This window comes from Methylobacterium tarhaniae, assembly GCF_001043955.1.
Classification (GTDB): Bacteria; Pseudomonadota; Alphaproteobacteria; order Rhizobiales; family Beijerinckiaceae; genus Methylobacterium; species Methylobacterium tarhaniae.
On the sequence record NZ_LABZ01000192.1, the window covers coordinates 1 to 21,086 of the forward strand.

At 71.8% G+C, this 21,086-nt stretch carries 18 protein-coding genes and 1 pseudogene; 13 read left to right on the forward strand and 6 right to left on the reverse strand.

What is annotated here, in order from left to right; genetic code table 11:
* Window positions 1–278: 278 nt before the first annotated feature.
* From VQ03_RS24445 to VQ03_RS24480, 8 genes are all read left to right on the forward strand, one after another.
* A complete protein-coding gene (locus tag VQ03_RS24445; RefSeq protein WP_048453513.1) occupies window positions 279–1,025 on the forward strand; it encodes an SDR family oxidoreductase in 747 nt (248 codons plus the stop codon).
* A 72-nt stretch (window positions 1,026–1,097) separates the two neighbouring features.
* The gene (lpdA, locus tag VQ03_RS24450; RefSeq protein WP_048453514.1) at window positions 1,098–2,501 is read left to right on the forward strand and encodes a dihydrolipoyl dehydrogenase; all 1,404 of its coding nucleotides are present in this window, start codon (window positions 1,098–1,100) and stop codon (window positions 2,499–2,501) included.
* A 253-nt stretch (window positions 2,502–2,754) separates the two neighbouring features.
* A complete protein-coding gene (locus VQ03_RS24455) occupies window positions 2,755–3,306 on the forward strand; it encodes a gluconokinase (protein ID WP_048453515.1) in 552 nt (183 codons plus the stop codon).
* Window positions 3,307–3,476: 170 nt separating this feature from the next.
* A complete protein-coding gene (locus tag VQ03_RS24460; RefSeq protein ID WP_048453516.1) occupies window positions 3,477–7,277 on the forward strand; it encodes an ATP-binding protein in 3,801 nt (1,266 codons plus the stop codon).
* Between the two features lie 477 nt (window positions 7,278–7,754).
* Window positions 7,755–9,431 carry a DEAD/DEAH box helicase gene (locus tag VQ03_RS24465; RefSeq protein ID WP_048453517.1) on the forward strand — a complete coding sequence of 559 codons (1,677 nt, stop codon included), beginning with the start codon at window positions 7,755–7,757 and terminating at the stop codon, window positions 9,429–9,431.
* A 60-nt stretch (window positions 9,432–9,491) separates the two neighbouring features.
* Window positions 9,492–10,370 (forward strand): aldose 1-epimerase family protein, encoded by an 879-nt coding sequence (locus VQ03_RS24470; protein WP_048453518.1) that lies wholly within the window; start codon window positions 9,492–9,494, stop codon window positions 10,368–10,370.
* 78 nt (window positions 10,371–10,448) lie between these two features.
* Complete coding sequence (locus VQ03_RS24475; RefSeq protein ID WP_048453519.1) at window positions 10,449–11,414, forward strand: tyrosine recombinase XerC; 966 nt, start codon at window positions 10,449–10,451, stop codon at window positions 11,412–11,414.
* 139 nt (window positions 11,415–11,553) lie between these two features.
* Window positions 11,554–12,390: a response regulator gene (locus VQ03_RS24480; RefSeq protein WP_167376129.1), complete on the forward strand. Its 837-nt coding sequence runs from the start codon at window positions 11,554–11,556 to the stop codon at window positions 12,388–12,390.
* 46 nt (window positions 12,391–12,436) lie between these two features.
* Here VQ03_RS24480 and VQ03_RS24485 read toward each other — a convergent pair whose 3' ends face one another.
* Together VQ03_RS24485 and VQ03_RS24490 are read right to left on the reverse strand one after the other, a co-directional pair.
* Window positions 12,437–13,900, reverse strand: a complete 1,464-nt coding sequence (locus VQ03_RS24485) for an MDR family MFS transporter (RefSeq protein ID WP_048453521.1) — start codon at window positions 13,898–13,900, stop codon at window positions 12,437–12,439.
* Window positions 13,901–14,017: 117 nt separating this feature from the next.
* Window positions 14,018–14,479, reverse strand: a complete 462-nt coding sequence (locus VQ03_RS24490) for an Lrp/AsnC family transcriptional regulator (protein WP_048453522.1) — start codon at window positions 14,477–14,479, stop codon at window positions 14,018–14,020.
* A gap of 150 nt (window positions 14,480–14,629) precedes the next feature.
* On the opposite strand from VQ03_RS24490, the gene VQ03_RS24495 reads away from it, so the two are divergent.
* Window positions 14,630–14,881 carry a DUF6356 family protein gene (locus tag VQ03_RS24495; protein WP_048453523.1) on the forward strand — a complete coding sequence of 84 codons (252 nt, stop codon included), beginning with the start codon at window positions 14,630–14,632 and terminating at the stop codon, window positions 14,879–14,881.
* A gap of 127 nt (window positions 14,882–15,008) precedes the next feature.
* On the forward strand, window positions 15,009–16,010 hold the full coding sequence (locus tag VQ03_RS24500; protein ID WP_048453524.1) for an ABC transporter substrate-binding protein: 1,002 nt from the start codon (window positions 15,009–15,011) through the stop codon (window positions 16,008–16,010).
* A gap of 9 nt (window positions 16,011–16,019) precedes the next feature.
* On the opposite strand, the gene VQ03_RS24505 is transcribed toward VQ03_RS24500, so the two are convergent.
* Window positions 16,020–16,358, reverse strand: a complete 339-nt coding sequence (locus VQ03_RS24505) for a hypothetical protein (RefSeq protein WP_048453525.1) — start codon at window positions 16,356–16,358, stop codon at window positions 16,020–16,022.
* Between the two features lie 310 nt (window positions 16,359–16,668).
* Complete coding sequence (locus VQ03_RS24510) at window positions 16,669–16,986, reverse strand: hypothetical protein (RefSeq protein WP_048453526.1); 318 nt, start codon at window positions 16,984–16,986, stop codon at window positions 16,669–16,671.
* A gap of 347 nt (window positions 16,987–17,333) precedes the next feature.
* Here VQ03_RS24510 and cysS point away from each other — a divergent pair, with 347 nt between their 5' ends.
* On the forward strand, window positions 17,334–18,713 hold the full coding sequence (gene cysS, locus VQ03_RS24515; RefSeq protein ID WP_048453527.1) for a cysteine--tRNA ligase: 1,380 nt from the start codon (window positions 17,334–17,336) through the stop codon (window positions 18,711–18,713).
* Between the two features lie 92 nt (window positions 18,714–18,805).
* Window positions 18,806–19,189, forward strand: a complete 384-nt coding sequence (locus tag VQ03_RS35315) for a nucleotidyltransferase domain-containing protein (protein WP_425350088.1) — start codon at window positions 18,806–18,808, stop codon at window positions 19,187–19,189.
* On the opposite strand, the gene VQ03_RS24520 is transcribed toward VQ03_RS35315, so the two are convergent.
* Both VQ03_RS24520 and VQ03_RS24525 read right to left on the reverse strand, forming a co-directional pair.
* Complete coding sequence (locus VQ03_RS24520; protein ID WP_157064243.1) at window positions 19,096–19,290, reverse strand: DUF1737 domain-containing protein; 195 nt, start codon at window positions 19,288–19,290, stop codon at window positions 19,096–19,098. The two genes, VQ03_RS35315 and VQ03_RS24520, sit on opposite strands and share 94 nt — an antisense overlap.
* Window positions 19,291–19,517: 227 nt before the next feature.
* Window positions 19,518–20,111, reverse strand: a complete 594-nt coding sequence (locus tag VQ03_RS24525) for an LOG family protein (protein ID WP_048453529.1) — start codon at window positions 20,109–20,111, stop codon at window positions 19,518–19,520.
* A gap of 219 nt (window positions 20,112–20,330) precedes the next feature.
* On the opposite strand from VQ03_RS24525, the pseudogene VQ03_RS24530 reads away from it, so the two are divergent.
* A pseudogene (locus tag VQ03_RS24530) lies at window positions 20,331–21,086 on the forward strand (Ig-like domain-containing protein); the annotation flags it as partial.

Below are 21,086 nucleotides of genomic sequence, written 5' to 3' on the forward strand. Positions count from 1 at the left end.
GGGCCGCCCACTAGGACGAATAAGGCGCGGGATCCCCTCTCCCGTGTGGGAGAGGGGTAGGGGCGATCGAAGATCGCGCAGGGTGCTACGGTTCCGCAAGTAATCTGAACTGTCGCGCAGCCAGCACGACGCTCAGTGCTCCATACTGAAGCGTATCACCCTCACCCCTACCCCTCTCCCACACGGGAGAGGGGATCCCGCGCCCTTTTCTTGCACTGAAAGTTTCACGGAGCCTGCCCACCCGAGGGAGGGGCTTCTCGACATCGGGGAGCACGACGATGACGGACAAGGTCCTGGTGGTCACCGGCGGCAGCCGCGGCATCGGTCGGGCGGTCTGCCTTCGCGCCGCGCGGGCCGGATGGCGGGTCTGCTTCTCCTACGTCGCGGCCAAAGACGCTGCCGAATCCCTGGTGCGGGAGATCGAGGCAGCCGGTGGCGTAGGCCTCGCCGTCCGCAGCGACGTCGCCGTCGAGGCGGACATCCCTGCCCTGTTCAAGGCGGCCGACGGCTTGGGGACGCTCGGCGGCCTCGTCAACAATGCCGGCGTCGTCGACTACGCCGCGCGGGTCGACGAGATGACCTTTGCGCGCCTCAACCGCATGATGACCACCAACGTGATCGGCTCGTTCCTGTGCGCCGGCGAGGCGGTACGGCGGATGTCGACCCGCCATGGCGGGCAGGGCGGCGTCATCGTCAACCTGTCGTCGGTCGCCGCCCGCCTCGGCGCGCCGGGCCAGTACGTCGACTATGCGGCGTCGAAGGGGGCCATCGACACCTTCACCACCGGGCTCGCCGGCGAGGTCGCCGAGGAGGGGATCCGGGTCACCGGCGTCGCCCCCGGGCTGATCGAGACCGAGATCCATGCCAGCGGCGGCCAGCCGGACCGGCTGGCGCGGCTGAGCCCCCTGGTGCCGATGAAGCGCGCCGGCACCGCCGACGAGGTCGCGGCTGCGGTGATGTGGCTTCTCTCGGACGAGGCCTCCTACGCCACCGGCACGACGCTCACGATCTCCGGCGGCCGCTAGCCGCTCCTCAACCCACCCCATTCATCCAGCGGCGGCGTCCCGACCCGCCGCTCCCAACTTCGCGAGTCAAGAATGTCTTCCTACGATCTCGTCGTCATCGGCACCGGCCCCGGCGGCTATGTCTGCGCGCTGCGCGCCGCCCAGCTCGGCCTGAAGACCGCCGTGGTCGAGAAGCGCCCGACCCATGGCGGCACCTGCCTCAATGTCGGCTGCATTCCCTCGAAGGCCCTGCTCCACGCCTCCGAGGCGTTCGAGGAGGCGACCAAGCACTTCCCCGTGCTCGGCATCACCGTCGGCGAGCCGAAGCTCGACCTGGCCAAGATGATGTCGTTCAAGCAGGAAGGCGTCGACGGCAACACCAAGGGCGTCGCGTTCCTGCTCAAGAAGAACGGCATCGATGCCTTCCAGGGCACCGGGCGCCTCGCCGGCGCCGGCCGGGTCGAGGTCAAGTCCGAGGATGGCAGCAACCAGATCCTCGAGGCCCGGAACGTCGTGATCGCGACGGGCTCCGACGTCGCCAACCTGCCGGGCGTCACCATCGACGAGGAGGTCGTGGTCTCCTCCACCGGCGCCCTCGACCTGACCAAGGTCCCGGGCAAGCTCGTCGTCATCGGCGCCGGCGTGATCGGCCTCGAACTCGGCTCGGTCTGGCGCCGCCTCGGTGCCGAGGTGACGGTGGTCGAGTACCTGGACCGCATCCTGCCGGGCATGGACGGCGAGGTCGGCAAGCAGTTCCAGCGCATCCTCCAGAAGCAGGGCATCCAGTTCCGCCTGTCGCAGAAGGTCACCGGCGTCGAGCGCACGGGTGAGGGGGCCAAGGTGACGGTCGAGCCGGCCGCCGGCGGCGCCGCCGAGACCTTGGAGGCCGACGTGGTCCTCGTCGCCATCGGCCGCACGCCCTACACCGCGGGCCTGGGCCTGGAGACGGTCGGCGTCCAGCTCGACAACAAGGGCCGGATCCAGACCGACGACCGCTACGCCACCAACGTCACCGGCATCTACGCCATCGGCGACGTGATCGCCGGCCCGATGCTCGCCCACAAGGCCGAGGACGAGGGCGTCGCGGTGGCGGAGATCCTGGCCGGCAAGGCCGGCCACGTGAATTACGGCGTGATCCCGAACGTGGTCTACACCACGCCGGAGGTCGCCTCGGTCGGCAAGTCCGAGGAGGAGCTGAAGAAGGACGGGATCGCCTACAACATCGGCAAGTTCCCGTTCACCGCGAACGGCCGCGCCAAGGTGAACCACACCACCGACGGCTTCGTGAAGGTGCTGGCGGATGCCTCGACCGACCGTGTGCTCGGCGTCCACATCGTCGGGCCTGATGCCGGCAACCTCATCATGGAGGTCGCGGTGGCGATGGAGTTCGGCGCCTCCTCCGAGGACATCGCCCGCACCTGCCACGCCCACCCGACCCTGACCGAGGCGGTGAAGGAAGCCGCGCTCGCGGTGGAGAAGCGCGCGCTGCATATGTGAGCGCGACGGTGACAACCCTCCCCCCCCTGCGGGGGAGGGTGGACCCTGCGTCGGCAGGGGTCGGGAGAGGGGCAGCGCGACGCTGATCTAAAAGGCGCCTCTCATCAAGGTTGCGACATTTCCGGAGGCGGTTTCCCCTCTCCCGCCCCACTCCGTGGGGCACCCTCACCCCGCAGAGGGGGGAGGGTTGGTCGCTCGGCACCGCTCAGTTAGTTCTTGGATCGTTAGTTCTCGAATCGAAGGATCCACGGCGATGGACGGTGCGGCAGCCAACGGAAACGTCACACCTCCCGCGGTCGTCGTGGTGATGGGCGTCTCCGGCTCCGGCAAGACCACGGTGGCGAGCCTGCTCGCCGGCCGGCTCGGCTGGGAGTTCGAGGATGGCGACGACTTCCATCCCTCTGCCAATGTCGAGAAGATGCAGGCCGGTTCACCCCTCACCGACGAGGACCGCTGGCCCTGGCTCGCCGCCATCGCGGCCTGGATCGACAGGCTCCGCGCCGAAGGTCGGCACGGGGTGGTGACCTGCTCGGCCCTCAGGCGCGCCTATCGCGAGATCCTGGTCGGCGACCGGCCGGACGTGCGCCTCGTCTACCTCAAGGGCGACCGCGAGCTGATCGGCCGGCGCATGGCCGCCCGCCACGGCCACTTCATGCCGACGAGCCTGCTCGACAGCCAGTTCCGCACCCTGGAGGAGCCGGCGCCCGAAGAGAACCCGCTCGTGGTCTCGGTCGGCGCCACCCCGCAGGCGATCGTGGCCGAGATCGGCGAGGCCCTGACCGGCCGGCCCCCGAAGGGCGCCTGACGCCCGGGCGGGCGGTCGAAGGGGCGCCGCATCGCGCGAGGCCGCGAGCGCCGATCGCAGGGGGCTCGCAAAAAAGCGGTTTGCCGCCCTGCCGAAGAGAAATCCTTTACGCCTGGTTTTTGACACTTCGCGGCGCCCGTGCCATCGCCAGGGCATGCTGGACAATACCCATGCCCGGTGACCCGCCGAACCCGTACGAGACCCTGTTTCCCGGTGGCGGCGAGATGGGCGCTCGCCTGCGCGCCCACGATTGGGCGGCGACGTCCCTCGGGCCGGTCGAGACTTGGCCGCAATCGCTGACCACGGCGGTGCGGATCATGCTCGGCTCCCGCTTCGCCATGTGGATGGCGTGGGGCCCCGACCTCACCTTCTTCTGCAACGACGCCTACAAGCCGACCCTGGGCGTCAAGGAGTCCTGGGCGCTCGGCTCGCGCTCGGACGTGGTCTGGGCCGAGATCTGGCCCGATATCGGGCCGCGCATCGCCCAGGTGCTGCGCACCGGCCAGGCGACCTGGGACGAGGCGCTGCTGCTGTTCCTGGAGCGGCGCGGCTTCGCCGAGGAGACGTACCACACCTTCTCGTACAGTCCGCTCGCCGACGATACCGGCACCGTCACCGGCATGCTCTGCGTCGTCTCGGAGGAGACCGAGCGGGTCATCGGCGAGCGGCGCCTGCGCTCCCTGCGCGACCTCGGCGCCGGGATGGCGGCGGCCCGGACCGTCGAGGAGGTCGGCGCGGTGGTGGCCGCCTGCCTCGGGGACGGCACCCGCGACCTGCCGGTGGCGCTCGCCTACCTGGCGGGCGACGAGCCGACCCTGCTGGCCCGGGCGGGAACCGGGCCGGATCACCCGGTCGCCGGGCAGGCGGGCGAGGCCGCGTCCGCCGCGATGGACCGCCTCGATCCGGCCGGCCAGAATCCGGTGCTGGTGCCGGTGGAGGCTCTCGGGCCCCTCTTCGCCGACCTGCCGACGGGTCCCTGGGACCGGGCTCCCACCCACGCGATGGTGGTGCCGGTCGCCCAGCAGGGCCAGATCCGCCCGGCCGGGGTGTTCGTCGCCGGGCTCAATCCCTACCGACCCGTCGACGAGGAGTATCGCGGCTTCATCGCGCTGTTCGTCGGCCAGATCGCCACGGGCCTCGCCAACGCCAACGCCTACGAGGCCGAGCGGCGCCGGGCCGAGGCCTTCGCCGAACTCGATCGACAGAAGACCGTGTTCTTCTCCAATGTCAGCCACGAGTTCCGCACGCCCCTGACCCTGATGCTCGGGCCGCTGACCGAGGTGCTGGATTCCTCGCCCGCCACGGTCGACCCCGACACGCGCCGCCTGGTGGAACTGGCCCACCGCAACGGCCTGCGGCTGTTGAAGCTCGTCAACGCGCTCCTCGATTTCTCGCGCATCGAGGCCGGCCGGGCCCAGGCCGCCTTCGAGCCCCTCGACCTCGCCCGCTTCACCGCGGAGCTGGCCTCCAGCTTCCGCTCGGCCACCGACAAGGCCGGCCTCGTCCTCGATGTCGATTGTCCCGCCCTCCCGGAGCCGGCCTTCGTCGACCCGGAGATGTGGGAGAAGATCGTCCTCAACCTCGTCTCCAATGCCTTCAAGTTCACGCTCGACGGCACGATCGCCGTGCGGCTGCGGGCCGAGGGCGGACGGGCGGTGCTGTCGGTGAGGGATACCGGCCTCGGCATCCCGGAGGCCGAGCTGCCGCGGCTGTTCGAACGCTTCCACCGGGTCGAGGGCACGCAGGGCCGCAGCTTCGAGGGGTCGGGCATCGGGCTCGCCCTGGTGCAGGAGCTGGTCCGGCTGCATGGCGGCGCGGTCGGGGTCGAGAGCACGTTGGGCGCCGGCAGCACCTTCACGGTGAGCCTGCCGCTCGGTCAGGCCCACCTGCCGCAGGACCGCATCCGCGCCGCCCGGGCCGGGGTCTCGACCGCGACCCGCTCGCACGTCTTCGTCGAGGAGGCGACGCGCTGGCTCGATGAGGACGCCTCGGGTCCCGCCGACCTCGGCGAGGCGCCCCGCCCGGCGCTACCCGGCCTCACCGGCCGGGTGCTGCTCGCCGACGACAACAGCGACATGCGAGCCTATGTCGGGCGTCTGCTCGGCGACAGCGGCCATATCGTCGAGGCGGTGGGCGACGGGCAGGCGGCCCTGGAGGCGGCCCGCCGCCACGCTCCCGACCTCGTCCTCTCCGACGTGATGATGCCGGGCCTGGACGGCTTCGGGCTGCTCGCCGCCCTCAGGGCCGACCCGGCGCTCCGGGGCATCCCGGTGATCCTGCTCTCGGCCCGGGCCGGCGAGGAGGCCCGCATCGAGGGCCTGGCCGCGGGGGCCGACGACTACCTGATCAAGCCGTTCTCGGCCCGCGAGCTGCTGGCCCGGGTCGAGACCAACCTGCGCCTCGCCCGGGTCCGGCACGAGGCGGCGGATGCCCTGCGGCGGGTCAACGAGACCCTGGAGGCGCAGGTCGCCGCGCGCACCCGCGAGCGCGACCGGATGTGGCGCCTGTCGAAGGACGTGATGCTCGTCGCGCGCTTCGACGGTACGATCGCGGCGCTCAACCCCGCCTGGCACGCGGTGCTCGGCTGGACCGAAGAGGACCTGATCGGCCGCCCGTTCCTCGACCTCGTCCACCCGGACGACCAGGCGCGCACGCTGGCGGAAACGAGGCGCCTCGCGGAGGGCCACGCGACGCTGCTGTTCGAGAACCGCTACCGCCACGCCGACGGCTCCTACCGCACCCTGTCCTGGACGGCGGTGCCGGGAGAGGAGCACCTGCACGCCGTCGGGCGGGACGTCACCGAGCAGCGCGAGCTGGAGGAAGCCTTCCGTCAGTCGCAGAAGATGGAGGCGGTGGGCCAGCTGACGGGGGGCATCGCCCACGACTTCAACAACCTGCTCACCGGCATCGTCGGCTCCCTCGACCTCCTGTCGACCCGCCTCGCCCAAGGCCGCACCGACGTCGTCGAGCGCTACATCAACGCGGCGCTGACCTCGGCCCACCGGGCCGCGGCGCTGACCCACCGGCTGCTGGCCTTCGCCCGGCGCCAGCCCCTCGACCCGCGTCCCGTCGATGCCAACGCCCTCGTCGCTTCCCTGGAGGACCTGGTGCGCCGGACGCTCGGCGAGACCGTCACCCTGGAGACCAGCCTCGCCGCGGGCCTGTGGCCGACGCTCTGCGACGCCAACCAGCTCGAGAGCGCGATCCTCAACCTCGCCATCAACGCCCGCGACGCGATGCCGGAGGGCGGGCGTCTCACCATCGAGAGCCGCAACGTCGAGCTCGATGCGGTCTTCGCCGCCGCCCACGGCGACGTGGCGCCGGGCGCCTATATCCGCCTCGCGGTCACCGATACCGGCACCGGCATGCCGCCGGAGGTGGTGCGCCGCGCCTTCGACCCGTTCTTCACCACCAAGCCGATCGGCCAGGGCACGGGCCTCGGGCTGTCGATGATCTACGGCTTCGCCCGCCAGTCCGACGGCCACGCGGTCATCTCGTCCGAGGTCGGGCGCGGCACCACCGTGGCGCTCTACCTGCCGCGCCATGACGGTCCTCTCGCCGAGCTGGAGATTCCCGCCCCCGGCCCGGCCGAACCCGCGACGGCCGGCAGCGGCGAGACCGTGCTGGTGGTGGAGGACGAGCCGGCGGTGCGCAGCCTGATCGTCGACGTGCTGCGCGACCTCGGCTACCGGGCGCTGGAGGCCCAGGACGGCCCGGCCGGCCTCGCGGCCCTGCGCGGTACCGCCCGCGTCGACCTCCTCGTCACGGATGTCGGCCTGCCGGGCCTCAACGGCCGCCAGCTCGCCGACGCCGCCCGCGAGCACCGCCCGGGGCTCAAGGTGCTGTTCATCACCGGCTACGCCGAGAACGCCGCGATGGCGGGATTCCTGGCGCCCGGCATGCAGATGATCACCAAGCCGTTCCCGGTGGACCTGCTGGCGCGGAGGATACGGGCGATGATCGAGGGGTGACGTGTGTTTCCCCGATCGCAGCGGCGGCCTTTGATCGAGATGGGCAATCCATCGAAGGAGCGCGCGTTCCCCTCTCCCACGCCTCGTCGCGATACGGGCAAGGATCTCCGGCAAGGATCTCTGGCAAGGATCTCTGGCAAGCCCGGCATCGCCGGGAGAGGGATCCCGCCATGTCTTGAATCGATTTGATCGTAGAAAGCCGCCAGTTTCGGCACGGTCTCCGGATGCATCGTCGCTCATGCATCGGACGCCTCCTCAGCCATGCGATCGGGCGAAGGGCATGCCCCGGGGTGGACCTCCGCCCCGAACCCCTGTAACAGCACCTTCCTCCACGAAAAGACCGTTGGGATTCCCCGCGCGCCGCGAGCGCCCGCCGCCGATGCGGCCGGCCCTCTGACGAGGCCATGTGCTACCAAGCCTTTGGCCTCCGGAGCCGATTCGATCCCCGCGCGTCGCCTCATCCGGGATCGAATCCACGTGCCTTTTCCTGTTCTGCCCGCCCTCCTCGCCAAGGCCCTCGCCGACCGCGGCTACGAAGACCCGACGCCGGTCCAGGCCGCCGTCCTCGAACCCGAGACCGAGGGGCGCGACCTCGTCGTCTCGGCCCAGACCGGCTCCGGCAAGACCGTCGCCTACGGCCTCGCGCTCGCCCGCACCCTGCTCGGCGACGCCGAGATGCTGCCCGCGCCCGGCGCCCCGCTGGCGCTCGTGATCGCGCCGACCCGTGAGCTGGCGCTCCAGGTCCACCGCGAATTGTCCTGGCTCTACGGCCCGGCCGGTGCCCGCGTCGTGTCGTGCGTCGGCGGCATGGATCCGCGCCGCGAGAGCCGCTGGCTCGCAGACGGCGCCCACATCGTGGTCGGCACGCCGGGCCGCCTGCGCGACCATCTGGAGCGGCGCAACCTCGACCCGTCGGCTTTGCGCGCCGCGGTGCTCGACGAGGCCGACGAGATGCTGGACCTCGGCTTCCGCGAGGACCTCGAGTTCATCCTGGGCACGACCCCGGCCGAGCGGCGCACCCTGCTCTTCTCCGCCACCCTGCCGAAGGGCATCGTCGCCCTCGCCGAGGCCTACCAGCGCGACGCGATGCGCATCGCGGTGGCCGGCGAGACCAAGGGCCATGCCGACATCGAGTACCGCGCCTTCCGCATCCTGCCGCGGGAGACCGAGCTCGTGGTGGTCAACACCCTGCGCCAGGTCGAGGCGCGCACCTCGATCGTGTTCTGCAACACCCGCAATTCCGTGCGCCACCTCCAGGCGGTGCTGACCGAGCGCGGCTTCCAGGCGGTGGCCTTGTCGGGCGAACTCGGCCAGGGCGAGCGCAACGCCGCCCTCCAGGCCCTGCGCGACGGCCGCGCCCGGGTCTGCGTCGCCACCGACGTCGCCGCCCGCGGCATCGACCTGCCGGGCCTCGGCCTCGTCATCCACGCCGAGCTGCCGCACGATGCGGAAGTGATGCAGCACCGCTCCGGCCGTACCGGCCGGGCCGGGCGCAAGGGCATCAGCGTGCTCCTGGTGCCGCCGTCCCGCCGCCGCCGGGCCGAGGAGCTGATGGTGCGGGCGAACGTGGTCCCGGTCTGGTCCGGCCCGCCGCCGGCCGACGAGATCCGCGCCCTCGACCAGGAGCGCCTGCTGCAGGACCCGCTCGTCACCGACGAGGTGAGCGACGAGGACCGGGCGATGGCCCAGTCCCTGCTCGCGCAGCGCTCGGCCGAGGACATCGCCGCCGCCCTGGTCCGGGCCTATCGCGCCCGCATGCCCTCGCCCGAGGAGGTCACCGATCCGGGCTTCGCCACCGGCCGCGGCGTGAGCCCCCGGCGCGAGACCACGACGCGGGACGGCCCGCGCGCCCCGTTCGGGTCGAGCGTGTGGTTCCGCCTCAATGTCGGCCGGCGCGACAACGCCGACCCGCGCCGGCTGCTGCCGATGCTGTGCCGCCGCGGCGACGTGACCCGCGAGGAGATCGGCGCGATCCGCATCTTCGACCGCGAGACCAAGTTCGAGGTCCGCGGCGGCGCCGCCGAGCGCTTCGCCCACACCTTCCCCCGCACCGGCCCGGCCGACCTCCAGGTCGAAGCCCTGGCCGGGGCTGAGGCCGACGTGCCGCCGCGCCCGCGCCAGCCCCGGCGCAGCAACAACGCCCGGCGGGGGTAGAGGCCATTCCCGGACCGGCCTTCAGCCGGTAACAGGGGCCTCGTACGACACGAGGCCCCGATGACCGACACCGTCGAGATCCGCCACCGCGACACCACTGCCCGCCTCGCCCTCGCCGGGGCCGAGCCGGTCTCTTGGCGGGTCGGCGGCACCGAGTACCTGTGGTCGGGGGATCCGGCGCACTGGAACCGGCACGCACCCTGGCTTTTCCCGGTCGTCGGCGCGTCCGCCGGGGGCGCCGTCACGGTGGCGGGCCGCCCCTACCCGATGGCGCAGCACGGCTTTGCCCGCGACAGCCGCTTCACGGTGGTGGCGCAGGCCGAGGACAGCGTCACCCTGCGCCTCGCCGACTCGCCGGAGACGCGCGAGGCCTATCCCTTCGCGTTCCGCCTCGACATCACCGCCACCGCGCAGGACGGGGCGCTCGCCTTCGCCTGCGCGGTCCACAATCCGGGGCGTGAGCCGCTGCCCTACGGGCTCGGCTTCCATCCGGCCTTTCCCTGGCCCTTCGCCGGCGGCACCCGGGCGGCCGGGGGCGGCTACGCCGTGCGCTTCGAGCATCCCGAGCGGCCGGCGGTGCCGGAGGTCGGGCCGGGCGGCCTGCTGGTGCGCACCGAGCGGGCGCTGCCCCTCGCGGGCGACACCCTGCCCCTCGACCCGGACCTGTTCACCGAGGCGCTGGTGTTCCTCGACGCCCGCAGCCGGGCGATGCGCTTCACCGCGCCGTCGGGCGCCGCCATCGCCCTCGAGGTCGAGGATTTTCCCCATCTCGCGGTCTGGACCCGGCCGACGGCGCCGTTCCTGTCGCTCGAATGCTGGACCGGCCACGCCGACTGGATGGGCTTCTCCGGCGAGCTGGCCGAGCGCGATTCGCAGCGCCTGCTGGCGCCCGGTGCGAGCGCCCGCCACGGCGTGACCTTACGCGTCACGCCGGCCTGACGGGCGGCCCCGTCAACCCGCCGTCAACCGGGTTCGGGTCCTACTCGCGGGCCAACCGCGACCGGAGCCCGGCCCCTCATGCCCGATGCCGAACCCGCCGACCTGCTGCTGCCCGGCGCGCCCGACGTGCGGGCGGCGGCGACCGCCTGGCTGGAGGGGCTGGCCTCGGAGCGGCGGCTGTCGCCCAACACCGTCGAGGCCTACCGGCGCGACCTGCGCCAGTTCCTCGCCCATCTGGCCCGGCAGGGGACGAATCCCGACATCCCGGCCCTGATCCGGCTCAAGCCCCGGGACCTGCGCGCTTTCATGGCGGCGCGGCGCCAGGACGGCGTCGGCGGGCGCAGCCTGATGCGGGCGCTGGCGGGCCTGCGCTCCTTCGCCCGCCACCTCGACCGGGAGGGGCATGGCAGCGTGTCGGCGCTCTCGGCGGTGCGCTCGCCCAAGGTCGAGCGGCGCCTGCCGCGGCCGCTGCCCGTGGCCGCCGCGGTCGCGATGGCGAGCCCCGACATCCGGGCCGGCGACGAGCGCCCGCCCTGGATTCTGGCCCGGGACGCCGCGGTGCTGGCGCTGCTCTACGGCTCGGGCCTGCGCATCTCCGAGGCGCTCGGCCTGCGGCGGCGTGACGCGCCCGTCGACGGGGCGGACGCGGTGACGGTGATCGGCAAGGGCCAGAAGACCCGCAGCGTGCCGGTGATCGCCCCGGTCCAGGCCGCCGTGGCGGAGTATCTCGCCCTCTGCCCCTACGGCCTGGCGCCGGAAGGGCCGCTCTTCGTCGGCGCCAAGGGCGGTCCGCTCTCGCCGCGCATCGTCCAGCTTGCCGTCGCCTCGATGCGCGGGGCGCTGGGCCTGCCCGAGAGCGCGACGCCGCACGCCCTGCGCCACTCCTTCGCCACCCATCTCCTCGCCCGCCAGGGCGATCTGCGGGCGATCCAGGAGCTGCTCGGCCACGCCTCCCTGGCGACGACGCAGGTCTATACCAAGGTTGACGCCGCCCGCCTGCTCGACGCCTTCGATGCCGCCCATCCCCGGGCGCGCGCCTCGTGAGTTGGGTCGGGGCCGTCGTAATCTGGCGCTAAGCTTTGCCCATTAGGACCTTAACCCCTGGGTGGCGCGATCCTCGGTCCGACCAAGGCCGGGCTTGTCCGCCCAGGGTAACCTGCCACGCGGACCAAGCACGATGCCGGTGAGCCACAGTGATGCCCGCGCCAGCGGACCGGCCTCGGCCCTCGTCGCCGACCGCGACCCCGTCCTGCGCCGACGGCTGGTGGAGCTGATCCGTGCGCACGACCCGTCTTTGCAGATCATCGAGGCGCAGACGAGCCGCGAGACCTGCGAGGTCTGCCTGGTCCACCGGCCGGTCCTCGCCTTCGTCGGCCTGCAATTCGAGGATGCGAGCGGCCCGGAGGCCGTCGCCCGGTTCAAGGCCCAAGGGTTCGTCGTCCCCTGCCTGATCCTGATCGCGCCGCAGATCTTCTCCCGCTGGACCGAGATCTCGCAGCACCTCGACGCCCACGAGTTCCTGCGCCTGCCCCTCGACGAGGCCCATGTCGTCGGGCTGCTCCAGGCCCATGCGCGGCGCCGGCAGCCGACGCGCCTGCTCCTCGTCGACAGCGCGCCGCAGAGCCGGACCCTGGTGCGGCGCATCCTCGCCACGTCCGGCTTCAACCTCGCGGTCGAGGAGACCGAGAGCGGCCCCCACGCCCTGAAGCTCGTCCGGCAGGCCGCATGTGACGTCGCGCTGATCGATCTCGGCCTGCGGGGCGGCGGCGGCGGGCTCGAGCTCGCCTGCCAGATCCGCGATCTGGCGCCCGGCACGCCGCTGGTCCTGATGACCGGGGGCGATGCCGCCACCCTGGCCCAGGCCTCGCGGCATTTCGGCATCGACTACGTGCTGCGCAAGCCCTTCTTCGCCCGCGACGTCGACCGCGTGCTCTACCACGTGCTCGACCTGCGCCGGCCCTACCTGCTCAACGCCACCACCGAGGCCCTGCCGGTCCAGTCCACCTCGCGCACCGCCTGAACCGGACCGTCACGCGACGGCTGGAAGCGATCGTCCGGATCCCGTGTCACTCGGCCGGCACCTCGCGGGCGCGCCCGAGGGCGACATGCGGCACCAGGAGCGCGGTGGCGAAGGCCGCCGCGGAGATCGCCAGCACCGCCCAGAAGGTCTGGTGCAGGGCGTGCTGCAGCACGAGGCGCACCGCCTCCGCCTCGCCCGGCAGGCCGCCCGCGGCCAGGGCCTGCTGCAGGCTGTCGGCCGTGACGGTGCTGCCCGAGGCGGCGAGGCCGTGGTTGAGCACCGCGCCGAACAATGTGGCGCCCAGCGTGCTGCCGAGATTGCGCGAGAAGATGTTCGAGGCGGTGGCGCTGCCGCGCTGGGTCCAGGGCACGATCTCCTGGATCAGCATCAGGGCGGCGTTGCTGAGCAGGCCCATGCCGAAGCCCATGACGAGCGAGCCGGCCCCGGCCTGGGCCGGCGTGCTGCCGGGCTGGAGCGTCACGATGGCGATCGCGCCGAGGGGCAGGAGCAGGCCGCCGGTGACCAGGATGCGGCGCAGGCCGAACCGGTGCAGGTTGCGCGCCGCCAGGGTCGCGCCCATCGGCCAGCCGAGGACCATCACGGTGAGCGCCATGCCGGCGACGATCGGCGTCTGCCCGAGCACGCCCTGCACGTACATCGGCAGGAAGGTGGTGAGGCCGATGAGCGCCATGCCGGCGAGGAGCGAGGTCCCGTTGGCGGCGGCGATCGGCCGGCGGCGCCAGAGCGCGGCGTCGATGATCGGCTCCGGCGCCCGCCGCTCCTGGACGGCCAGCAGCACGGCCGCGACGAGGCCGAGCGCGGCGGCCACCGCCACGACGGACCAGCGCCCCTCGCCGGCCTCGGTGAGCGCCACCATCAGGCCGGCGACCGTCAGGGTGAACAGGGCGGCGCCCGCCGCATCGACCGGCCGGCGCTCCCGCCGCTCGCCCTCGTGCAGGAAGGCGATGAACAGGCCCGAGGCGACGACGCCGACCGGCAGGTTGATCCAGAAGATCCACGACCACGAGGCGTGCGCGATGATGAAGCCGCCCGCCACCGGCCCGACCACCGCCGATACGGCCCAGACGCTGGCGAGGAATCCCTGGATCCGCCCGCGCTCCTCGGCGCTGTAGAGATCGCCCACGATGGTGAGCGCCACGGGCTGGATCGCCCCGGCGCCGACGCCCTGGATCAGCCGGAAGGCGATCATCGCCGGCATCGACCAGGCGAAGCCGCAGAGCACCGAGGCCGCCAGGAACACCGCGATGCCGGCGAGCAGCACGGGCTTGCGCCCGTGGATGTCGGCGAGCTTGCCGAACACGATGGTGGCGGCGGTCTGGGTCAGGAGGAAGCCGGAGAAGACCCAGGCATAGAGCGACAGCCCGCCGAGCTCGCCGACGATCCCCGGCATCGCCGTGGAGATGATGGTCGCCTCGATCGCCACCATCGCCATCGCGGCCATCACGGCGGCGATCACGAGGGGACGGCGCGTCGTCCGGGAGGTCGTCATGGTCGAGGGCTTCGTCGGGCAGGGGAGGGGACGATGGCCGCAGCTAAACCGATCGGGCCGGAAAGCAACCGGCGCCCGGCGCAAGCCAGACCCGCGCAATCGTGACGCGCCCTGGTCTTACTCAGCGTAAGTCACCGGCAGTGCCGTCGTGTACTTGATCCGCTCCATCGCGAAGGCCGAGCTGACATCGTAGAGATCCACCGACTGGATCAGCCGCTTGTAGACCCGGTCGTAAGCCGCGATGTCGGGCACGACGATGCGCAGGAGGTAATCGGTCTCGCCGCTCATGCGGTAGAACTCGACCACTTCGGGGATCGTCACCACGGCGGCGCAGAAGCGCTCGGCCCAGTCGGCGGTGTGCCGGTTGGTGCGCACCGAGACGAACACCGTGACGCCGACCCGCATCCGGTCGGGATCGAGCAGGGCCACCCGGCGCTGGATCACCCCTTGCGCCTCCAGCTTCTGGATCCGCCGCCAGCACGGCGAGGCCGACAGGCCGACCCGGGCGGCGACCGCCTCCAGCGATTCGGCCGCATTCTCCTGTAAGCACAACAGGATTTTCCGGTCGAACTCGTCCACGCGAAATTTTCCCAACGGATCGGCGCATTGCGCAATGGATTTGCGCGAGACTAGGAAGATCGCGGCAAATTCGCAATCCGGCTTCGCGGGGTCCGTGCGATTCTCCGGGTGCCTTTCGAGACCCCCAAGAGAATCCCGCAGGGAACTCCCATGTCGAAGCTCTCCTTCTCCGAGCACCCGGCCTCCGTCGGCGAGACCTATTTCGAGCATATGGGCGTCGCCACCGGCTTCGGCCTGCGCATGATCGGCGGCGGCCTCGCCTGCCTGGTGCACGGCCTCCTGCCCTTCGCCTTCACCAGCACCGGCTCGCGCACGATCGTCCGCCTGCACGACCGCATGGTGGCCCACCGCACCCGCGCCGCCCGGCATCGGGCCGACGACTCCTCCGCCGTCTCGGCCTGATTCACCCCCTTCCTTCGTCGCGGGTTGACGGATCCGGGGCATTTCCGGACCCTGGCTCTGACACGGCACCGGCGGGCGCTCGACCCAAGCGCCCGGACAGGAGCCGGGAACCAGGGAGCAGTCGCCCATGCCATTCCTCAGGCGCGCCGTCGGCGCGCTGGCCGTCGCGCTCGGCCTCGCCACCTCCGCCGCACGAGCCGAGACCGGGGAGGTGCGCTTCACCCGCCAGCCCGGCCTGATCTACATGCCGATGGTGCTGGCCGAGCAGCAGCGCCTGGTCGAGAAGCACGTCGCGGCGGCCGGCCTCGGCGACGTCAAGGTGAGCTGGGTCACGCTGACCAGCGGCGGCGCCTCGGTCGACGCCTTGATCTCCGGCAACGTCGATTTCGTCACCAGCGGCGCCACGAACCTGCTGCTCGCCTGGGACCGCACCCGCGGCGAGGTGAAGGGGCTGGCGGCCTCCGCCGGCGCCCCGATGCTGCTCGTCACCCGCAACCCGGCGGTGAAGACGCTGGCCGACTTCTCGGCCAAGGACCGGATCGCGGTGCCGACCGTGAAGGTCTCGGCCCAGGCCGTGATGCTGCAGATCGCCGCCGAGCGTCAGTTCGGCGAGGCCGGCCGCAACAAGCTCGACCCGATCACCATCCAGCTCGGCCATCCGGACGCGGTCGGGGCGCTGCTCGGCGGCACCAGCGAGGTCAACAGCCACTTCTCGCTGCCGCCCTTCCAGCAGATCGAGCTGAAGGACCCGAAGATCCACGTCGTGCTCAACTCCTACGACGTGGTCGGGGGGCCGTTGAGCAACGCCATCGTGTTCGGCCGCGGCAAGTTCATGGACCAGAACCCGAAGACCACCGCCGCCGTGCTCGCCGCCATCGACGAGGCCAATGCGCTCATCCGCGACGACCCGAAGAAGGCGGCCGAGCTGTACCTCGCCGCCACCAAGGAGAAGTTCGAGCCCGACGAACTCGTCGCGATGATGAAGCAGCCCGGCGTCGTCTTCTCGACCACGCCTTACGGCACCATGCTGCAGGCCGAGCACCTCGTGAAGGCCGGCGTGCTGAAGAACCGGCCGAAGGAGTGGAAGGACTTCTTCTACAAGGCGGTGCACGGCCAGCCGGGCAACTGACGCGCGCCTTCAGCGCGGCAGGATGTCGAGACCGGCGCGGCCGAAGGTCGACGCGCCGAGATCGCAATCGGCCGCGCTGTCGGCCGGAAATGCGACGGCACCGGAGGCCGAGGCGCCGCCGGTGCCGTAGCCGTAGGCGGTGCCGTTCCAGCCGCTCGCCGCCCGCACCGGCCGGGCCCCCGGGCGCGGGGACGACCCGACGACGTCGTGGTCGAACGGGGACCACATCCGGCAATCGTAGCCGGGCAGGCCGGAGACGACCGGGCCGATGGGCGCGCGATGCCGCGGAGCGGCGACCGCGAGGGTCGGCAGCAGGGCCGCGGCGACGACGAGGACGCTTCGGATCATGCCCCGGTCTCCCCGCCCGCCTCGGCCGTCGGTTGCTGCGATCCGAGATAGGCGGATCCGGGCGGCGTGCCAGCGGGTCATGGCGATGTCGGATGAAGCGCATGGGTCGGGCAAGGCGGCTTGAAGCTCGCATGATGACCCGACGAAGTTTCGCTGAGCGATTTTCACGTCCACCGCGTCAGTCCGGGCTCCGCTGCGTGGTCCCGGAATGACGGGTTGGGTATCGGTTTCGTTGCGGCAGGCGATGATTCGACATGCCATGAGGCGGGCATTCATCTTGCGACGCCCGGCCTCGCCTCTCTCCAAGCAATCAATCCCGGCAGGTGATCCGGATCGGGCGGTCGGAGGTCTTCACGGCCGGGGCCGCCTCGATCGCGCCGGTATACTCGTCCTGGGCGGCGATGCCGTAGGAGGCCGACTTGGCGAAGCCCTGCGACTCGCACCAGGCATCCGCCACCACCTGCCCGCACTCGCCGCCGGTGGCCAGGCACTCGGCCACGCCGTAGCCGTCGCTGGACGGGATCAGGAAGGTCTTCTCCACGCCGGCCGTCTGCGAGGCGGCCAGAGCGGGCGCGGCGACGGAGGCCAGGACACCGAGGGCGCTGAGGACGGCGAGGGTGCGACGCATGGGGCAAACCTTCTGAACGGAGCCGCCGGCATCCGGCTCCGGCCCGACACTGGGCGTGGGTGGTAAACAATCTCTGTACGCATCGAGCGCAGGCATCGATTACGCAGGGTCCGGCCGGGGCTTGGCCCTCGTGGCGCCTGGCGTCTCGAATTGCTCGCGGAATTGGGCTAACCCGGATCCGTCCTTTGCGGCGTCTCACCCGTGCAACAGGCGGCCGCTCCGGTCGTCCGCGCGGCGAGCGTCCGGACCCTCAGCCGGCCGGGCCCGAGCCCGATCCGGCAACGACTTAGAACCTTGGCCGGCGCCCCAGGCGGCGTCCCGGCCCGACCCCGTCCCGCAGGTGTTTCATGGCCTCGCTGTTGCGCCTCTACAACACGCTCTCCCGGGCCAAGGAGCCGCTCCGGCCGATCGATTCGGACCGGGTGCGGATGTATGCCTGCGGCCCGACCGTCTACGACGCCGCCCATATCGGCAACGCCCGGCCGCTGATCGTCTTCGACCTGCTGTTCCGGCTCCTGCGCCACCTCTACGGCGCGGACGCGGTCACCTATGCCCGCAACGTCACGGACGTGGACGACAAGATCAACGCGCGGGCGGCGGAGCGCGGCATCACCATCCGCGAACTGACCGACGGGACGCTGGCGCAGTTCCACGACGACATCCGCCGCCTCGGCATCCTGATGCCGGGCGACGTGAACGCGCCGGGCCGCCCCCCGGCGATGATCGAGCCGCGGGCGACCGACCACATCGTCGAGATGACGGCGCTCATCGACCGGCTGGTCGCCGCGGGCCACGCCTACGTGGCCGAGGACCACGTGCTGTTCGACGTGCCCTCGATGCCCGATTACGGCGCCCTGTCGCGCCGCCCCCTCGACGAGATGGAGGCCGGTGCCCGGGTCGACGTGGCGCCCTACAAGCGCTCACCCCTCGATTTCGTGCTGTGGAAGCCCTCGAAGCCCGGAGAACCGTCCTGGCCCTCGCCGGCCGGCATCGCGGCGCCCGGGCGCCCGGGCTGGCACATCGAGTGCTCCGCCATGGCCTGGAAGCATCTCGGCGAGACCTTCGACATCCATGCCGGCGGCATCGACCTGGTGTTTCCCCATCACGAGAACGAGGTGGCGCAGTCGCGCTGCTGCTTCGGCACGCCGGTGATGGCCAACATCTGGCTCCACAACGGTTTCCTGCAGGTCGAGGGGGAGAAGATGTCGAAGTCGCTCGGCAACTTCGTCACCTTGCGCGAGGTGCTGGCGGACTGGCCGGGCGAGGTCGTGCGCCTCGCCATGCTGCGCACCCACTATCGCCAGCCGATCGACTGGACCCTGCGCGGCCTGGACGAGGCGAGCCGCACCCTCGACCGCTGGTATGAGGCCGCCGGCGACGCGGTTCCGGGCCCTGCGCCCGAGAGCGTGCTCGAGCCGCTCCTCGACGACCTCAACACCCCGGCGGCCCTCGGCGAGGTGCACCGCCTCGACGATCCGGCGCTGCTCCGGGCCGGCGCCGGCCTGCTCGGGCTGCTCGGCCGGACCAAGACCGAGCGCGACCGGGCGGCGGTGGCGGCCTCCGGCGTCGATGCGGCGGCGGTGGAACGGCTCATTGCCGAGCGCAAGGAGGCCCGGGCCCGCAAGGACTGGGCGGAATCCGACCGGATCCGCGGCGCGCTCACGGCGCTCGGGGTGACGGTGAAGGACAACAAGGACGGCACGACGAGCTGGACGGTGAGCCAGTAGGCGCGAGAGGATGCGATGACAACGGTCGAGGAGGTGCTTCGTCCGCCGCCGCCCTGGCGCGGTTCGCCGCGGATGCGCGCCGGCATGACGGTCTGCGCCTCCTCGATCTCTTCCTGTCCGGCAGCCGCGCCCGGGACGAGGCCCGGCCGGAGAGCGATGCCGACGTGGCCGTGATCTTGGCCGACGGGCCCTGGCGGATCATCGACGAGGCGCGCCTCCTTGCCGACCTCTCCTCAGACCGGTCGATCGAGGACGGTCTCGACATCCAGGCCCACCCGGCGGTTCCGCGCGGCGCCTGGGACGAGCCGTCGCTGCACCCCAATCCTGCCCTGGTCCTTGCGATGGGGCGGGACGCTCGGCGTATTGAGGACGCGACGCTCTCTTACTCCTTGACGACCGACGGCCAGACCACGGCCTGCGCCACGATCACGTCCGTGCCGTTGAAGGTGCAGGAGGGCGAGCCGTACAGCCGGTAGCCGAGCGCCAGCGCCTCCGAGATCCGGCGACAGAAATTGGCGTCGTCCTTCCCGGTGATCAGGCGGTAGGGCAGCATGTCGTTCGGGGGTTTCGAGTCCAAGACGGGGTCCTCGCGGTTCATCGTCGATCCGGGTCTTTCTCGATCCGGACTATCAAGATCTCCCCGTCATTCCGGGGCCGCGCGAGCGGCGCCCGGAATCCGGAATCGCGGTTGGTGAAGAACGAAGCGGAACGCCGTCCGCCTTGTTCACGAAAACCGAGCGTCTGGAATCCGGCGCCGCTCGCGCGGCCCCGGGATGACACGGAGGGCTTCACAGAACGGCGCTCTCAGAACTTCTCCTCGATCAGCGCTTCCGCCTCCGGCCGCGGCGTCGTCCTGGCGATCGCGGCGCGCAGCATCGGCACCACCTGCTCGGGCTCCTCCGCAACGAGGTAGCTGAGGTCCAGGCCCTCGCGGATGAAGCCGGTGCGGCGCATGTGGTCGAGGAGGGCGAGGAACGGTGCCCAGAAATCGGCCACCGAGAGCAGCAGGATCGGCTTGGCATGCTGGCCGAGCTGCGACCAGGTCATCTGTTCGACCAGCTCCTCCAGGGTGCCGATGCCGCCGGGCATGGCCACGAAGGCGTCCGAGCGGTCGAACATCAGCTTCTTGCGGGTGTGCATGTCGGAGACCACGATGGTCTCCTGCACGTCGTCGAGCATCCGCTCGCGCGATTTCAGGAAGTCCGGGATGATGCCGGTGACGTGGCCGCCATGGTCGAGCACCGACCGGGCCACCGTGCCCATCAGCCCGACATTCCCGCCGCCATAGACCAGGGCGATGCCGGCCTCTGCCAACTGGCGCCCCAGCGCCCGCGCCGCCGCCTCGAAGACCGGATCGGTGCCGAAACCCGAGCCGCAATACACGCAAACCGTCCGCATCGAGTCTCCGCACCGTTCGCGGCCGATCCCGGCCGTCCCACGCACTGCCTTGCACCACGCAAGTTTCCGGCCGAGCCGCGCGATTCGCGCCGCGTGGTCTCGCCCCGCCAGTCCTGTTAATATGAGGTCGATGGCGTGGGCGTGTCGACCGGAGGCGAAAGGTCGCGCGGCCGTCCAGGACCATCGGCCGGGAGGACCCGTGAGCGGGAGTGTTGCGCCATGACGAGCGAGTTGCGCAGGGGCATCGTCCTCGCGGCCGTCGGCCTCGTCGCCGGGTTCGTGCTCATCGGCGTCGCAGCGAGCGGCACGCGGCTGTTCTCGCTCGCCTCGCCCGAGACGGTCGCGCCGCCATCGCCGCAGGCGACGGTCCCGCCGCAGGCGGTCCTGCCCGCCGAGGCGCCGCGTGCCGCCGCGACGGCGAAGGACGCGGACGGCGCGCCGTCCTTCGACATCATCCGGGTCGAGCCCGACGGGACGAGCGTCGTCGCCGGGCGCAGCCGGCCCGGCGCCGAGGTCGAGATCCTGCGCGACGGCGCGCCCTTCGCCCGCACGACGGCCGATGCCGCCGGCAATTTCGCCCTGGTGCCGCCGGCCCTGCCGCCCGGCTCCAGCGAGCTCACCCTGCGGAGCACCGCGCCGGACGGTGCCGCGGCCTCGAGCCGGGCCGCCGCCGTGGTGGTGGTGGCGCAGGACCGCCGCGCCAAGCCCCTCGTCGCCGTGACGGCGCCCGGCCAGCCGACCGCGGTGCTCTCGCTGCCGGACTCCGCCGCCAAGGTGCAGGACAAGGCGGAGACCAGGGGCGAGACCAAGATCGAGACCCGGCCCGATGCCGGCCCGCCGGCCGCCCCTGCGCCGGTCAAGGTCGTCAGCGTCGATGCCGAGCCGGGCGGGCGGCTCTACGTCACCGCGCAAGGAACCCCGAAGGCGGAGCTGCGCCTCTACCTCAACGACACGCTGGTGGCGCCCGGCCGGGCG

Coding starts and splice junctions, on each gene's coding strand:
- VQ03_RS24470 (WP_048453518.1), top strand. CDS start 9,492: ATGACCGACACCGTCGAGATCCGCCACCGCGACACCACTGCCCGCCTC.
- VQ03_RS24500 (WP_048453524.1), top strand. CDS start 15,009: ATGCCATTCCTCAGGCGCGCCGTCGGCGCGCTGGCCGTCGCGCTCGGC.
- VQ03_RS24475 (WP_048453519.1), top strand. CDS start 10,449: ATGCCCGATGCCGAACCCGCCGACCTGCTGCTGCCCGGCGCGCCCGAC.
- VQ03_RS24495 (WP_048453523.1), top strand. CDS start 14,630: ATGTCGAAGCTCTCCTTCTCCGAGCACCCGGCCTCCGTCGGCGAGACC.
- VQ03_RS24460 (WP_048453516.1), top strand. CDS start 3,477: ATGCCCGGTGACCCGCCGAACCCGTACGAGACCCTGTTTCCCGGTGGC.
- VQ03_RS24505 (WP_048453525.1), bottom strand. CDS start 16,358: ATGATCCGAAGCGTCCTCGTCGTCGCCGCGGCCCTGCTGCCGACCCTC.
- cysS (WP_048453527.1), top strand. CDS start 17,334: ATGGCCTCGCTGTTGCGCCTCTACAACACGCTCTCCCGGGCCAAGGAG.
- lpdA (WP_048453514.1), top strand. CDS start 1,098: ATGTCTTCCTACGATCTCGTCGTCATCGGCACCGGCCCCGGCGGCTAT.
- VQ03_RS24510 (WP_048453526.1), bottom strand. CDS start 16,986: ATGCGTCGCACCCTCGCCGTCCTCAGCGCCCTCGGTGTCCTGGCCTCC.
- VQ03_RS24525 (WP_048453529.1), bottom strand. CDS start 20,111: ATGCGGACGGTTTGCGTGTATTGCGGCTCGGGTTTCGGCACCGATCCG.
- VQ03_RS24455 (WP_048453515.1), top strand. CDS start 2,755: ATGGACGGTGCGGCAGCCAACGGAAACGTCACACCTCCCGCGGTCGTC.
- VQ03_RS24485 (WP_048453521.1), bottom strand. CDS start 13,900: ATGACGACCTCCCGGACGACGCGCCGTCCCCTCGTGATCGCCGCCGTG.
- VQ03_RS24445 (WP_048453513.1), top strand. CDS start 279: ATGACGGACAAGGTCCTGGTGGTCACCGGCGGCAGCCGCGGCATCGGT.